This is a genomic window from Acidocella aminolytica 101 = DSM 11237 (assembly GCF_900129125.1).
GTDB lineage: Bacteria > Pseudomonadota > Alphaproteobacteria > Acetobacterales > Acetobacteraceae > Acidocella > Acidocella aminolytica.
The window spans coordinates 38,495-51,909 of the sequence record NZ_FQVJ01000008.1; the positions used below are offsets into that span (position 1 = coordinate 38,495).

Sequence of the window (13,415 nt, forward strand, 5' to 3'; positions counted from 1 at the left end):
GGCATGAAGCGCTTCACCGATCTGTTTATTTCCCGGCCGGTGCTTTCCATCGCTGTGTCGGTGCTGATTCTGGTGCTGGGGTTGCGCGCCGTCATCTCCCTGCCGGTGCAGCAATTCCCGGAGACTGAAAACGCCACCATCACGGTTTCCACCACCTATCCCGGCGCGTCTCCGGCCACCATCGCCGGGTTCATCACCACGCCGATCGAACACGCCGTCGCCCAGGTCAATGGCATCGACTACATGACCTCGACGAGCCAGATTGGCGTTTCCACCATCACCATTAACCTGATCCTGAACTACAACCCGGATCAGGCGCTGACCGAGATTTCCGCCCAGGTGAACTCGGTGCTCAACAAGCTGCCATCCGGCGCGGAGCAGCCGGTGCTCACCCTCGCCGTGGGGCGCGATGTGGATGCGCTTTATATCGGCTTCCGCAGTTCGGAGCTGAACGCCAACCAGATCACCGACTACATCACCCGCGTGGTGCAGCCGCAGCTTCAGGCCGTGCCTGGTGTACAGACGGCGGAGATTTTGGGCGGGCAGGATTACGCCATGCGCATCTGGCTGAAGCCGGACCGGCTGGCGGCCTATGGCCTCACCCCCACCGATGTCTGGAACGCGCTGGCGGCCAATGATTTCATCTCCGCCCTGGGTAACACCAAAGGCACGATGACCCAGGTCACGCTGGATGCCTCCACCGGCCTGCACACGCCGGAGCAGTTCCGCCAGCTCATCATCAAGCAACAGAACAACACCATCATCCGCCTGCGCGATGTCGCCACCGTGAAGCTGGGCGCGGATAGTTACGAGCAGCATGTGACCTTCGATAACAAGCCGGGCGTTTATGTCGGCATCAAGGTCGCGCCCTCTGCCAATCTGCTCAGCGTCATCTCCGGGGTCAAAGCTAAGATGCCGGCGATCCAGGCCAATCTGCCCACCGGGCTCACCGGACAAATCGTCTATGACTCCACCGTATTCGTGAACGCCTCCATCCGCGAGGTGGTGGACTCCCTGGTGGAAGCCCTGCTGATCGTGACGTTGGTGGTGTTCGCCTTCCTGGGCACGCCGCGCTCGGTGCTGATTCCGGTGGTGGCGATCCCGCTCTCACTCATCGGTGCCTTCGCGATGATGGCGGCCTTCGGGTTCTCCATCAATCTGCTGACCTTGTTGGCGCTGGTGCTGGCCATCGGGCTGGTGGTGGATGACGCGATCATCGTGGTCGAAAACGTCAACCGCCATCTAGATCTGGGCGAAAGTCCCATCCGGGCCGCGCGGGAGGCCGCCGCCGAGCTGGGCGGGCCGATCGTGGCGATGACGGTGGTGCTGATCGCCGTGTATGTGCCCATCGCCTTCCAGTCCGGCCTAACAGGCGCGCTGTTTACTGAATTCGCGCTCACCCTAGCGGGGGCGGTGACCATCTCCGCCATCGTGGCCCTGACGCTTACGCCGATGCTCAGTTCGCGTTTCCTCAAGCATGTGGACCGCGCCCAGCCGAACTGGGAAGGCAAGCTCATCAATTTCATCGACGCCACCTTTGCCAAGGTGCATCGCGTCTATACCCGGCTGCTCCATGCCAGCCTGGAAACCCGGAAAGTCACGCTCACCTTCGCGGTGATTGTGCTGGGAAGCATCTATTTCCTGGCGGCTGGATCAAAGAGCGAGTTGGCCCCGGTGGAGGACCAAGGCATCGTCCTGTTCAGCGCCACCTCCGCCCCGGATGCGACAACGGCGCAGAAAGCAATGTGGGACACGCATCTCAACGCCTCCATCCTGAAATACCCGGACGTCGCGCACACCTTCCAGATCGACGTGCCCGGCACGGATATTCTGGGCGCGGTACTCAAACCCTGGGGCGAACGCCGTCCGGCCACCTTGTTGCAAACCCTGATGCAGAACGACGCCTATAAGGTGGATGCAGGGCAGCAGGTTGCTGCCTTCCCGCTGCCACCGCTCCCCGGCGCATCTGGTTTGCCGGTACAGTTCGTTGTCAAAACAACAAGCAGCTTCAACGTCCTATACCCCTATTCTCAGGAATTGCTGGAAGCGGCGCTGAAGAGCGGCAAGTTCATCTTCCTGCAAAGCGACCTGAAGATCGACCAGCCCGAAACCACAGTGGTGATCGACCGTGACAAGGCCGCCGCGCTGGGGCTGAATATGAGAAGCATCGGGGCCGCGCTGGGTGAGGCGCTGGGCGGCGGCTATGTCAATTATTTCGATCTGGAGGGCCGCTCCTACAAAGTCATTCCGCAGACTGAGCGCAAGGCCCGGCTGAATGTCTCGGACCTGAATAATTATTACGTGCTCTCCGCCAACGGCATCAACGTGCCGCTTTCCTCCATCGCCAAGCTTGAGAACAAGGTGATCCCGGAGACGATCAACCATTTTCAGCAGCAGAATTCGGCCACGCTGCAAGGGGTGGTCGCCCCTGGTGTCTCTGAGGCGGATGCCCTGAACACTCTCCAGAAGCTAGCCAAGCAAATTCTCCCGCCTGACTTCGCGGTCGATTATGGCGGGCAGATGCGCCAGTTCGTGCAGACCAGCAGCGCTTTCATCTTCACTTTCGCCTTCGCGCTCATCATCATTTTCCTGGCGCTGGCGGCCTTGTTCAACTCCTTCCGCGACCCGCTGATCATTCTGGTCTCGGTGCCCATGTCCATCGCGGGGGCGCTGACCTTCATTTATATCGGCGTCGGCGGGCTGAGCCTGAATATTTACACGGATGTGGGGCTGGTGACGCTGATGGGACTGGTCTCCAAACACGGCATCCTGATGACCGAGGTGGCGAACGAGGCCCGGATGCGCGGCATGGCCAAACGCGAGGCAATTGAATACGCGGCCAATATCCGGTTGCGCCCCATTCTCATGACCACCGCCGCCATGGTGGTGGGGGTGCTGCCATTGATCTTCGCCAGCGGCGCTGGGGCGGCCTCGCGCTTCGCTATGGGCATGGTGATCGCCACAGGTCTGTCCATCGGAACGTTATTTACTTTGTTCGTGGTACCGGCTGTATATATGCTGCTCTCAGGGGAGCATAAGAGCGAAACTAACCAGCCCGGGTGAGGGGTGTCGTACAATTAAAATTGAATAAATTTCGGTTGTAATTATTTAAGGTTGTGGCAGTTTGAGGCTTCATGAGGAAGCCGCGCATGCCGCAAGGATTCGCCAAAATGACGATGTTGGAGGCGCTGTCGCCCGAAATCCGGCCCGCCCCGTTATCGGTTGGCGCGGATGTGCACAGGGCACGGCTCAGGGGGCGTTCTCTCCCCGGCGGGCCGGACGCGCTGGCCGATCACGAACTCATTGAAATGACACTGTTCCTGGCCTTGCCGCGCCGGGACATCAAACCCATTGCGCGGGCCTTACTGGCGCGGTTTGGCTCCTACGCCAACGCCATCTCCGCCCCGGTCTCCGACTTTTTGGGCGTGGAAGGGTTGAGAGAAGCCGGTGTCTCCGCCCTCAAGCTGGTGCAGGCCGCCGGCCAGCGTCTGCCCAAGGCGGAGGTTCTGTATCGCCCGGTGCTGAGCAACTGGGACCGGCTGATGGAATATCTCCAGGCCGTGCTGGTGCGTGAAAAAGTGGAGCAGTTCAGGGTTCTTTACCTCGACAACCGCAACCGCCTACTGGCCGACGTGCCTCAGGCCACCGGCACGGGTGAGCCACACGCCGGTTTACCCGCGAGAGGTGGTCAAGCGCGCGTTGGAGCTGAACTCCATGGCGTTGATTCTCGTGCATAATCATCCCAGCGGTGGCTCCTGCCAGTCTGATGACGACATTGTGATGACGCAGGAGATCAAGAAAGTCGCCAGCGCGCTCTCCGTGGTGCTGCACGACCATATCATCGTCGGCAACGGGCGGTGGCTCAGCTTCCGTAAAGCCGGGCTGTTATGAGGCCCAGCCGGTGAGCATCGCCATGCGTAATTTCACCTCCGTGCGACCCTCACGCTGCGGTAAGGTGGCCAGGGCGGCAGGAAACAAAGCGCGAGGTGGAATGGTGCGGCTGCGGCCTAGCAGCGCATTGGTCTCGCCCGCGTCGCGCAGCTCATGCAGCATCGCCAGCGGGTTGGCGTACAGAAAATCCAGCTCCTCGATATCCGCCACCGGATGCGTGAACCCGGCGCGTTGCAGTAGCCCCGCGCAGTCACGCAATTCAGGGAAGGGCGCCACACGCGGGCTCACCCGGCCGGTGAGCTGTTCCTCAACCTCCAGCAAGGCAAGCCGCAGCTCATGCAGCGTGCCCAGAACCGGAAGGCTGGCCAGCAGCAGCCCCTCGGACTTCAGAGCGCGGCGGAGTTGGATGAGCGCGCCCGGCAAATCATCCAGCCCATGCAAAGAGAGCGGGGCGACGATGAGGTCATATGCCTCGGGCGCTAGCCCAAAATCATCGGGGGCGGCCAATGGCAATGCCCGTCCCCCCGCCCGCGCGGCCATGGAGGCGGAGAAATCCGCGCTGTCCACCAACATTCCGCGCGCCATCAGGGCAGGGGCCAGCGCCCCGCGTCCGCCAAAATCCAGGGCGCGGGTAAAGCGCCTTGTCGTGTCATCAAGCCGGTCGAGCAGGCGGTCCGTCAGGTCCTCCAGAACCGGCAGAACAGGGTCGATCCGGCGCGCCGCCCTGTTCCGGTGTTTCACCAACGCGTCAAAATCGAAGATTTTCTGCACATGAAGCCCCTTTTACGCTGGGTTCTGGATAGCGTTCTCCCGCCCTCTTGTCTCGTCTGTGCCGAGCCGGTTGAGGCCGAGGGGCAGCTGTGCGTGAACTGCTTTCGCCGTGCCAATTTCGTCACCGCGCCGTTTTGCGCCTGCTGCGGCGTGCCGTTGAACATTTCCGCCCCTGGTGGGGATGCATCCCAGCTTTGCCGGGCCTGCGAGTCTTTCCGTCCGGCTTTCACCATCGCCCGCTCCGCCCTGCATTATGACGACACCGCCCGGCGTATGATTTTGCCGCTGAAATATGGCGACCAGAGCGAAGCCTCAGCCGGGCTGGCGCGGCTCATGCGCCGCCCGGGTGAAAACATGCTGCAAGCCGCCAATTTGCTGGTGCCGGTGCCGCTCCATGCCGCGCGGCTGCGCCAGCGGCGTTATAACCAGGCGGCGGTTTTGGCGATCGCCCTGGCGCGGCTCACCGGTCGTCCCCTGGGGCTGGATGCGCTATACCGTCAGCGCCGCACCCGCCCGCTGGAAGGGCTGGGTGAACAGGAACGCCGGGATGAGTTGGCCGGGTCCATCGTCATGAAACAAGGCATGGATGTGCAGGGCAAGCGCGTGCTGGTGATTGACGATGTTATGACTACCGGCGCCACGGCGCACCAATGCGCGCTGGCGCTGCGGGCGGGCGGCGCCGCGCGGGTGGATGTGCTCACCGTTGCTCGCGTGGCTGACCCGCGTCTGCAATAGATTAACCTTGCATTCGGCAGTCTCTGGGCTAATTGGTTGGGAAATGCCTGATATTGATATCTACACCCAGCCGTATTGCCCTTATTGCGCGCGCGCCGTGGCGTTGCTTGAGCAAAAGGGCTTGAAATTCAACGAGATCAGCGCGCCGCACGGAACGGCCGCGCGGACGGAAGCCATCAGCCGGTCTGGCGGGCGCACCACCGTGCCGCAGATTTTTATCGGCCAGCACCATGTGGGCGGTTGCGATGACCTGCTGGCGCTGGAGCGCGTCGGCAAGCTGGAGCCGCTTTTAACACCATGATCCACTATCAGCTCCGTTGTGAGGCCGGCCATGAATTCGATGGCTGGTTTAAAAACAGTGAGGGATTTGAGGTCCAGGTGGCCTCGGGGCTGGTTGCATGCCCGTCCTGCGGCAGTATGGATGTCTCCCGCGCTTTGATGGCCCCCGCCATTCCCCGCAAGGGGCGCGAACTGGTGGTGGCAACCGAGCCCTCTCAGGCCGCCCCGGCGGTACCCCAGGCGGCGGGCGGCGCCATCCCGGACTCCGTGCGGGCCGCCTTGCAGAAGCTCCGGGAAGAGGTGGAGAAGAATTGCGACTATGTCGGCCCGGATTTCGCTGAGGAAGCGCGTCGGATCCATCATGGCGAAGCTCCTCCGCGCGGCATTTACGGCGAAAGTTCCGATGAAGATGCCGAAGCCCTGGCCGATGACGGCATCGCTTTTGCCCGCATCCCCTGGGTGCCGCGTAACGATAGCTGATCCGTGCGCGAGATTATTTTCTCCGCCGATGATTTCGGTCTGACAGAGTCCGTCAACGAGGCCGTGGAGCGTTCTCATCTTGAAGGCCGCCTGACCCAGGCGAGCCTGATGGTCGCTGCCCCGGCCTCGGCGGACGCCGTGCGCCGCGCCAAAATGCTGCCAGGCTTGAAGGTAGGGCTGCATCTGGTGCTGGTGGATGGCGATTCACGGCTGGGCCATGCCCGCCTGCCGCATATTACCGGGCTGGATGGACGATTTTCCACCAACCAGGCCGCTCTTGGCGTGCGCTATTTCTTTTCTCCGGCGGCGCGGCGGGAACTGCGGACGGAGATCGAGGCGCAATTCGCCGCGTTTGCCGCCACCGGGCTGGAACTGCACCATGCCGATGCACATAAGCATTTCCTGCTGCACCCCACCATCGCGCGCATGATGATCGAGGTCGGCAAGCGCTATGGGCTGAAGCGCTTGCGCGTGCCCGCCGAACCGCCCGCCATTATGGCGGCGTTGGGCGAGAAAATCAGTGCCGGAGATCGCGCCCTTTATGGCTGGACGAAGCTGCTGCGCTGGCAGGCGCGCGGGCTGGAGGTACCGGACCAGGTTTTCGGCCTCAAATGGTCGGGGCACATGACCCGCGAGAAAATCGAGCGCTTGCTGCCTTTGTTGCCGGACGGGCGCACGGAAATTTACACTCACCCCGCCACCCGCCGCGACGCGGCTTTGGTGAAGCTGATGCCTGATTACGAGCATGTGGTGGAGTTCGAGGCGCTGCTGAATGCCCCCTAATGCCCCCAGGCGGCGCCAGTATAAAAATATTGACCGAGCCCGATGGTAAAGACCAAACAACCGTAAAGCGCGTGCTCCAGTCCCGTGCATTTCAGGGAAAAAGTGCGGGCATAGGTGCTGGCGAACAGCCACCCGCCCGCCAGAGTCAGTAGCACGGCGACGGGGTTGAGGAAGATGATATGGGCATAGCCGAACGCGATGGCCGAGGCGCTGGTTATTCGGGTTCCGAATAAGCGTTCATAGCGCTGGAACAGGAAGCGGCGGAAGATAATCTCCTGCGGCCAGACGGAAAGCAGCGGGTAAAGCAGCATGATCAGCGCCCATAGGCGTGGGCGGTGCAGCGGTAAGGCAAGAAAGAGATCAGGTGTCACCCCCCAGACTGTAAGAGTGAGAATCGTGCCGAACAGCATGAAGCGGCTGAGGATGCGCCCGATTCCGGTTGCGGCCCCGCGCGGGGCGGCACGGCTGGCGGCCCAGCAGGCGAGCCCGCCGCCCCACAACACCAGAAACAAAATGCCCGGTTGGCGAAGAAAAAGAATAAGCAGCGGCCCCAGCCCGAACAGGGCCAGATATTCCGCCCATAAAAAAACCCGGCCGGAGCCGGGTTTTTCGGAGCGCATTAGCGCTTGGAGAACTGGAAGTTTTGTAACGCATTGTTTTTGCTGGATTATTTTTAACAAAAATAATCTGTGAACGATCTGTGAAAAAAATTGGGTGGCTTGCTTGGCCATTAGGCGCACCGTCCGTATCGAACCCCCTTTCTTCCGGAGAAGCCGATCCTGCTTTTGAGGACTGGAAGCTTTGCAAGGCATTGTTGTTTCCGTGATTGTTTTTGAACGAAATGAACCTGTGAATGATCTGTGAAAGCCGTCTGGTAGATTTCTTGCTCATCAGGCCACCTTTCACAAGGTAAAGTCGACGTGCACCGCATCATAGGGAAAGACCACGCGCCGGCAATCAGTAGCGCCTGCATGTGACGATGCGAGGCTTTCGCGTCGCGGTCAACGCGCCGGGCAATCTCCTGAATGGGTCCAAAATCCGCGTTCAGAAACGCTAGGTCGGTGAAGCGGTACGGCGCCTTGCGTTCCCCGACATAATTGTAGCCCCCCTTGCCGGCCTCGTTGACGTACCGCAGCGAGTACACGTATTCCGCCACTAATGCCGAGCAATATTTTTTAAGTCCGGTGCGTCATAAAATAACTTGTTGATATAATTCGTAAAAATATCCTTATTTGTTTTTGTGTGTAAGATAATGTGTAAGTTTTGACGGCTTCTGTACGCTTTCGGCATCATTTGACCGATTCGGCAAGGCCTTGTTTTTGCTGTGAATTTTCAGTTTTGGGTGTCGCCAAAGAGGAAATAGCCATCGTTTTCGAGGATTTGGGCGCGCCAGGCTTTCAGGGGCGAGTCGCGCTGAGGGCTTGGGCGCTGAAGGATTGATTTGGCGCATCTTGGCGCCTCGTTCTGCGCTAGAGTCCTCGGCGGCTCTGCGCCCTTTCCGGACTTTGAGAGGCTACAAAAGCCCGCCCAGAAGCAGACACTCCAATGGCCATAAGGCTTTGCGATCTAGAGGCGACTGAGCTCCCTGGTTGGTCATTCAGCGCCTCTCGCAATTAGCCTAAATTTAGCCATTAACCAGACTAGCAATTCGGCATTATATCCGCTATATGCTAAAAGGTACGTATCAAAACTAGGATACCGCAATGCTTGCGACACCTTTAACCCCGATGGAAACTGGCCGGAAACCTCGTGGCCCGCATGGCATGCACACGTTCTACACGTCTGACGACATCGCTGCAGCCGCCCAGACGGCCGACTCAGTCTATATAAACGTTAGCATCGAGGCCAACCCTGTTGACGTGGATAAGTGGCGTACAATTGTTGAAGCCGCAGCTGCACCGAGCAGAGCGCCCGTCGGAACTAAAAAAATCCGTGGCAAGATGCCCGACGCCGTGCAAGAGGTCATGAAAGCGGCTTTCGTCGCTGTGTTCAGCCAGCGCTTCTCCAGCGAGATTGACAAGCTGGTTGACGCCTATCGCATCATGCTTCGCGAAAGTCTGGCGAAAGGTGCTGACTCGGCGCTGCAGACCGCACTCAACCGCGCGCGGCTTCAGGAGAAGATCCTCGCGGGCACGTCGATGGTCGACCAGACCCAGGCATGCGAGTTGCTGGGTCTATCGGGGAGCAATCCCTCCGCCACGATGAAACGTAAGGAGGAGAAGCGAGAAATCCTGCGCTTTACGGTCGAAGGCCGTGCCGCGTATCCGCTGTTCCAGTTCGACATTGAGGGACGTCGCATCTTCCCCGCCATGGCAAAACTGATCGCGTTGAAGCCCGACATATGGAGCGATTTTCGCCTGTTGCACTGGCTGACGCGGCCACATCTCGATTTCGGGGCCTCACCTGCCGAGCGGCTTGGTGAAGAGGAGGCGGGGGTGATTGCCGCATTCCAGCGGGCGATCGTACCCGCAGAGCATGGTTGATGCACTTCAGTCTGACAATTCCCGACCCGTCCATGATGCGGGTCGGGAGGGAAGGCTATATTACGCTCCCTAAGGACACTGAACTGCATCGCATTCATCCTGATGCCTATCAGGCAACGCAGTTCAATCCCACAGCTGCTGGCGACGCGCGCTTCTCGCCGATTAGCGATGCCGGGGGAGCGATCATCCCAACTATCTATGCGGCAAAAAGCTTCGCCTGCGCCACTTGCGAGATCATCTTGCGCTGCCCCGATGTGCCGCTCACCGACCCGAAAACCAGCCTACCGACCTTTCACATCGTATATCCCACCGACTTCAAGGCTTATCAGCATAGCGTCGTCGTAACTACGGCGGCCCTGAACCTTGTCGATCTCACCAACGCCGGGCAGCGCAAGATCGGTGTCAACCACAATGCCCTCCTAGCCGGGCCACGAAGCACCTATCCAGTGACTCGTGCCTGGGCGGAGCGCATCCATGCCAACTGTCCAAGTGCGCACGGTGTCTATTATAGCTCGGTCCAGTTCGGTCCCGACTTTGCGATCCTGCTGTTTGGTGACCGTGTCGGAGCCGACATCCTGAAGCCAGTTGACACTCGGTCGGTCGCAGACGCCCCCTGCCATGACGAGATACGTGAACTCGCTCAAAGCTTGTCGATTGACTACGATGATGTTTGATCATTGCGGCAGCGGCAATAGCCACAGCCGGCTGACTGACTCATCGCTAAGCTGAACGCCCAACCAGGGCACTTCGCCGTGTTAGCCACGCTCGCCGAAGCCGACATTGCCACAGCGCATCGCTGGTGACCGCTTCGCACTCTGAGTAGACCGCGGGAACGCCCCAAAAAATGGACGTTTGCCGCACGGCGAGGTAGCTGCTGGCTCCGCCCCTTCTGAGGTCCCGAGCGGTAGCCAACGCTCGCCGTCAGGCCAGGGGGCAACGTATAAATGCGGCGGCGCTGTCGCCCAGGAACATCGCCTGCACATGATGCCCAGAGCCTTCCACTAGGCTCCGGGCGACCAGCGGCAGTTCCTGAAGGGCGCGGGCTGTGTCGTCGAGCGCGATGGGGGTAGCGGACTCCGGAGGATCGATGCGCAACACGTTGTTCTTGCCGACCATCAGGAAGGCTTGGCCGAGTGCGTTTTTGGACTGGGCTCGGCCAGCCGCTTTGAACGCCCGCATAAACGCCCACTGGCCCGCCCCGCCAACCTGCGCGTGCTTGTCGACGGTGAAGGTCGCCTCGCCCGTGCCGAGAGTGAGGATTCGTATGTTCTCGCGGGGGACGTCGTAGCAGGCAAGCGCATCCACGAGCGCATTCATGACTGGGTTGTTCGCCCAGATGCCGCCGTCGAGCATGACGTAGCCGTCGTCGTCGACCGCCGGGTAGTAGGACGGTGCCGCCGTGGTGTGCAGGGCGACGTGGGCGAACTTCTTGTGTCGGTCCTTCTGGTAGTCGGGGTGGTGCGGGGTCTTGTAGATGAAGGGCTCACCGTGCAGGCCCTCGAAGCTCGGGATGACCAACCGCTTCGCCGCGTCGTCCAGGACCTTGTCGCCGAACACAGCCAGAAGCTCCGCCCTCAAGACTTCCTGGTTGTGTTTGGGCTTGGACCACCACCGCGCGAGCCGGAGCCACTTGCGCCATCCTTTGAGGGTCGGAAATATCTTCTCGCCGCGTTCGGTGTAGATCTGCAACGCCTGCTGCGCCGTCATCCCATGTGCAAGCGCCAGGGCGATGATGCCGCCAGTGGAGGTGCCGGCGATCATATCGAAGTGGTCGGCGATCGAGCGACCTTGAAGGAAACGGCGCTCGATTTCAGCCAGGTATGCCGCCGGGAACACGCCCTTGATCCCGCCCCCGTCGATGGACAGAATGCGAAAAGGTCGCCCTTCAGGCCAGGGCTGCTTGACCCGTGCTTGCTGGATCGTGCCGTCCGAGCGTCGGGGGGGGATATAGTTCACGCGGGTTCTCCAGTGGGCGTCTTCATGCGGCCTCGGCGAGTTGTGATGACGCCCTGGCCGGTCGCGACCAAGCGCCGAGATCGGGGTCCGCCAGTCCGAGCCGCAGCGCTTCCTCGGAGGCAGTGGTGAACAGCACCTGCCGCCTGCGAGATGGCGTCCCCGAGGGCGGCAGGATATTGTCGTCGGCTCGGTCTGACTGAGGCAAGGCCTGGGGGCCATGCGGCGCGCTACCGCCGGTCCACACCCCCGTCGCGTGCCAGGCCTCGTAGAAGCGCAACCAGCTGGCGGTCCAGACCAGGATGGTGTCGGCGATAGCCTGATCGCGCGACCAACCGTGGTCTCGCGGGTCGAAGAGGCACAGGATCGGCTGACCGCTGGTTGGGTCGTTGTAGACGTGGGGGATAGGATCGAGCGGGTCATCGGCCCGCGCGCATAGCGGCGGGTCGAGCACGGTCACCTCGGGGAACCAGGCGTAGTTATAGCGGAAGGGATCACCGCGCCGGTTCCGGGCATAGACGACCTTCACCTCATAGCGGTGGGACAGCCCTTGGATCGCCCCCCGCCAGATTGCCAGCCGTTTCCCGGCCATTACGGTCCTGAAGCCGGGCCATCTCGCCCGGATCAGCGCGTCCTGCTGGGCGTTGCTTAGGTCCGCCACCAGGCGTCTCCGCCGAAGTAGTTGGTGCGCGGCTCGGTCCGGCCGCGGGTCGGCGCCAGCAGGGCCGGCGCGGCCGGCACTACCAGGCGGCCAGTCCCCGGCGTGTACCGGCTGCGACCGGCCTCCTTGTCCTTGCCCATGCGGTCCGCGAAGTCCCGCACCGCCGACCGCGCGGCTTGCTCGCCGAACAGATCCGCCAAGATCGCCTGACGTTGGGCCAGCGTCGGCGAGCCGTGGACGTAGACCGTCAACTGGTCGACGTAGTGGTTCAGGTCGCGGCACCAGAGGCCCTGGTCAGCCAGCGACCCAGGCCAGCGGTCGGTCAGGACGTCGGTAGGGCACACTGGGTTGACCGCGTAGTACAGCTGTTTGGCTTGCTGCGCGGCCCTGAACTCGTCGCGGATGTAGGTGACGTGGGACAAGAGAGCGACCGCGAAGCCGGACTTGAACACCTTATGCTCGGCGATCAGACGGCATAGCAGGACGCTGGGCGGGCAGCGGTGGTCGCGGTCATTGTAGCGTAAGTTGCGGAAGCGCTTGGTCAGCTGGAGGCTCAGCAGGGCGCGCGAGGTTTCGTGCGGCTTGAGCTGGTCGGGCAGCGGCTCTGTCTGCGCCTTCTCTAGCGCACGGTCCATCACGATGTACCCCCCGAAGACCTGGCCGAAGAGGGGCTCCGGCGGCGTATTGGCCTTGAACCAATCGGCAAAGCCATAGGGGTTGGCGATGATGTGCCGCCCGGCGATGTGCGGCGTCTCGGCCCGGTGGTGGAAGATAATGCTCTCCCGGTCCGGACGGCCCTGCAGTAGGACGGCGGGGGTGAGGTCGACGTGCATGCTGTCGGCGTAGGCGACTTGCACGCAGCGGGTGCAGCGCGTGGTGACGTTGTAGTACCGAGATCCTGGCTCGCCGCGGACGCTGTCGTAGAGCGTGTCGAGCACCAGCTGCGGGTCGGAGTTGGGCTGGATACTCAGGCCGATTATCGCGTCGACGTCGTACTCGTCGTTCGATGCGCGGTTTGCCACGACGGAGCCGGTGGCCACGCCGCCCTGGCCATAGACCAGCCCGACAAGCCCCTGCAGGGGGCTTCCGTCGCGCTCGATCCAGTTCGCCAGCGTGTTGTAGCGTCCTTCGGCGATAGCGTAGCTCGAAGGCGGCAGCTGGATACGGACGGCGACATCGGCCAGCAGAACGTCGCCTTCGTCGAGAATGTGATTGGAACTATCGCGGGTGAGTGCGTTCATGGAGGGGTCCTTCAGGCCGGCATTTCGGGATTGCTGCCGGCGCCGTTTGACGGCCGCCCCGAACACGTCGATAAACCATAGGGGATTGTGGTGGTTCCGTCAATAAACTAGACGCGTTGCGTCTATTAACTGGATGAA

General features: G+C 61.5%; 14 protein-coding genes. 9 read left to right on the forward strand and 5 right to left on the reverse strand.

What is annotated here, in order from left to right; all coding sequences use genetic code 11:
• Positions 1–3 precede the first annotated feature (3 nt).
• From BUB54_RS06045 to BUB54_RS21775, 3 genes are all read left to right on the forward strand, one after another.
• Complete coding sequence (locus BUB54_RS06045) at positions 4–3,063, forward strand: efflux RND transporter permease subunit (RefSeq protein WP_048877237.1); 3,060 nt, start codon at positions 4–6, stop codon at positions 3,061–3,063.
• Positions 3,064–3,149: 86 nt separating this feature from the next.
• Positions 3,150–3,737 (forward strand): JAB domain-containing protein, encoded by a 588-nt coding sequence (locus tag BUB54_RS21770; protein ID WP_264797898.1) that lies wholly within the window; start codon positions 3,150–3,152, stop codon positions 3,735–3,737.
• The gene (locus tag BUB54_RS21775) at positions 3,715–3,891 is read left to right on the forward strand and encodes a JAB domain-containing protein (protein ID WP_342351558.1); all 177 of its coding nucleotides are present in this window, start codon (positions 3,715–3,717) and stop codon (positions 3,889–3,891) included. Before BUB54_RS21770 ends, BUB54_RS21775 begins: the two co-directional genes overlap by 23 nt.
• On the opposite strand, the gene BUB54_RS06055 is transcribed toward BUB54_RS21775, so the two are convergent.
• A complete protein-coding gene (locus tag BUB54_RS06055) occupies positions 3,886–4,662 on the reverse strand; it encodes a class I SAM-dependent DNA methyltransferase (protein ID WP_048877238.1) in 777 nt (258 codons plus the stop codon). The genes BUB54_RS21775 and BUB54_RS06055 overlap by 6 nt on opposite strands.
• On the opposite strand from BUB54_RS06055, the gene BUB54_RS06060 reads away from it, so the two are divergent.
• The 4 genes from BUB54_RS06060 to hpnK are packed head-to-tail and all read left to right on the forward strand — an operon-like array spanning position 4,663 to position 6,939.
• On the forward strand, positions 4,663–5,397 hold the full coding sequence (locus BUB54_RS06060) for a ComF family protein (protein WP_048877239.1): 735 nt from the start codon (positions 4,663–4,665) through the stop codon (positions 5,395–5,397).
• A gap of 43 nt (positions 5,398–5,440) precedes the next feature.
• Complete coding sequence (gene grxC, locus BUB54_RS06065) at positions 5,441–5,698, forward strand: glutaredoxin 3 (protein WP_048877240.1); 258 nt, start codon at positions 5,441–5,443, stop codon at positions 5,696–5,698.
• A complete protein-coding gene (locus BUB54_RS06070) occupies positions 5,695–6,156 on the forward strand; it encodes a DUF1178 family protein (protein WP_048877241.1) in 462 nt (153 codons plus the stop codon). The genes grxC and BUB54_RS06070 overlap by 4 nt, the downstream gene beginning before the upstream one ends.
• Before the next feature lie 3 nt (positions 6,157–6,159).
• Positions 6,160–6,939, forward strand: a complete 780-nt coding sequence (gene hpnK, locus BUB54_RS06075) for a hopanoid biosynthesis-associated protein HpnK (protein ID WP_048877242.1) — start codon at positions 6,160–6,162, stop codon at positions 6,937–6,939.
• Here the strand turns inward: hpnK and BUB54_RS06080 are convergent.
• On the reverse strand, positions 6,936–7,559 hold the full coding sequence (locus BUB54_RS06080; protein WP_048877281.1) for a CPBP family intramembrane glutamic endopeptidase: 624 nt from the start codon (positions 7,557–7,559) through the stop codon (positions 6,936–6,938). The two genes, hpnK and BUB54_RS06080, sit on opposite strands and share 4 nt — an antisense overlap.
• Before the next feature lie 1,143 nt (positions 7,560–8,702).
• On the opposite strand from BUB54_RS06080, the gene BUB54_RS06090 reads away from it, so the two are divergent.
• Positions 8,703–9,422 carry a hypothetical protein gene (locus BUB54_RS06090; RefSeq protein WP_082075551.1) on the forward strand — a complete coding sequence of 240 codons (720 nt, stop codon included), beginning with the start codon at positions 8,703–8,705 and terminating at the stop codon, positions 9,420–9,422.
• Positions 9,422–10,096: an RES family NAD+ phosphorylase gene (locus tag BUB54_RS06095; protein WP_048877244.1), complete on the forward strand. Its 675-nt coding sequence runs from the start codon at positions 9,422–9,424 to the stop codon at positions 10,094–10,096. The genes BUB54_RS06090 and BUB54_RS06095 overlap by 1 nt, the downstream gene beginning before the upstream one ends.
• Before the next feature lie 247 nt (positions 10,097–10,343).
• Here the strand turns inward: BUB54_RS06095 and BUB54_RS06100 are convergent, their stop codons facing one another.
• Genes BUB54_RS06100 through BUB54_RS06110 form a run of 3 tightly spaced genes read right to left on the reverse strand, consistent with a single transcriptional unit; the run spans position 10,344 to position 13,277 of the window.
• The gene (locus tag BUB54_RS06100; protein WP_048877245.1) at positions 10,344–11,378 is read right to left on the reverse strand and encodes a CBASS cGAMP-activated phospholipase; all 1,035 of its coding nucleotides are present in this window, start codon (positions 11,376–11,378) and stop codon (positions 10,344–10,346) included.
• 22 nt (positions 11,379–11,400) lie between these two features.
• Positions 11,401–12,036, reverse strand: a complete 636-nt coding sequence (locus tag BUB54_RS06105) for a hypothetical protein (RefSeq protein ID WP_048877246.1) — start codon at positions 12,034–12,036, stop codon at positions 11,401–11,403.
• Entirely contained in the window at positions 12,024–13,277 is a 1,254-nt protein-coding gene (locus BUB54_RS06110; RefSeq protein WP_048877247.1) for a nucleotidyltransferase domain-containing protein, read from the reverse strand. The genes BUB54_RS06105 and BUB54_RS06110 overlap by 13 nt, the downstream gene beginning before the upstream one ends.
• Positions 13,278–13,415 lie beyond the last annotated feature (138 nt).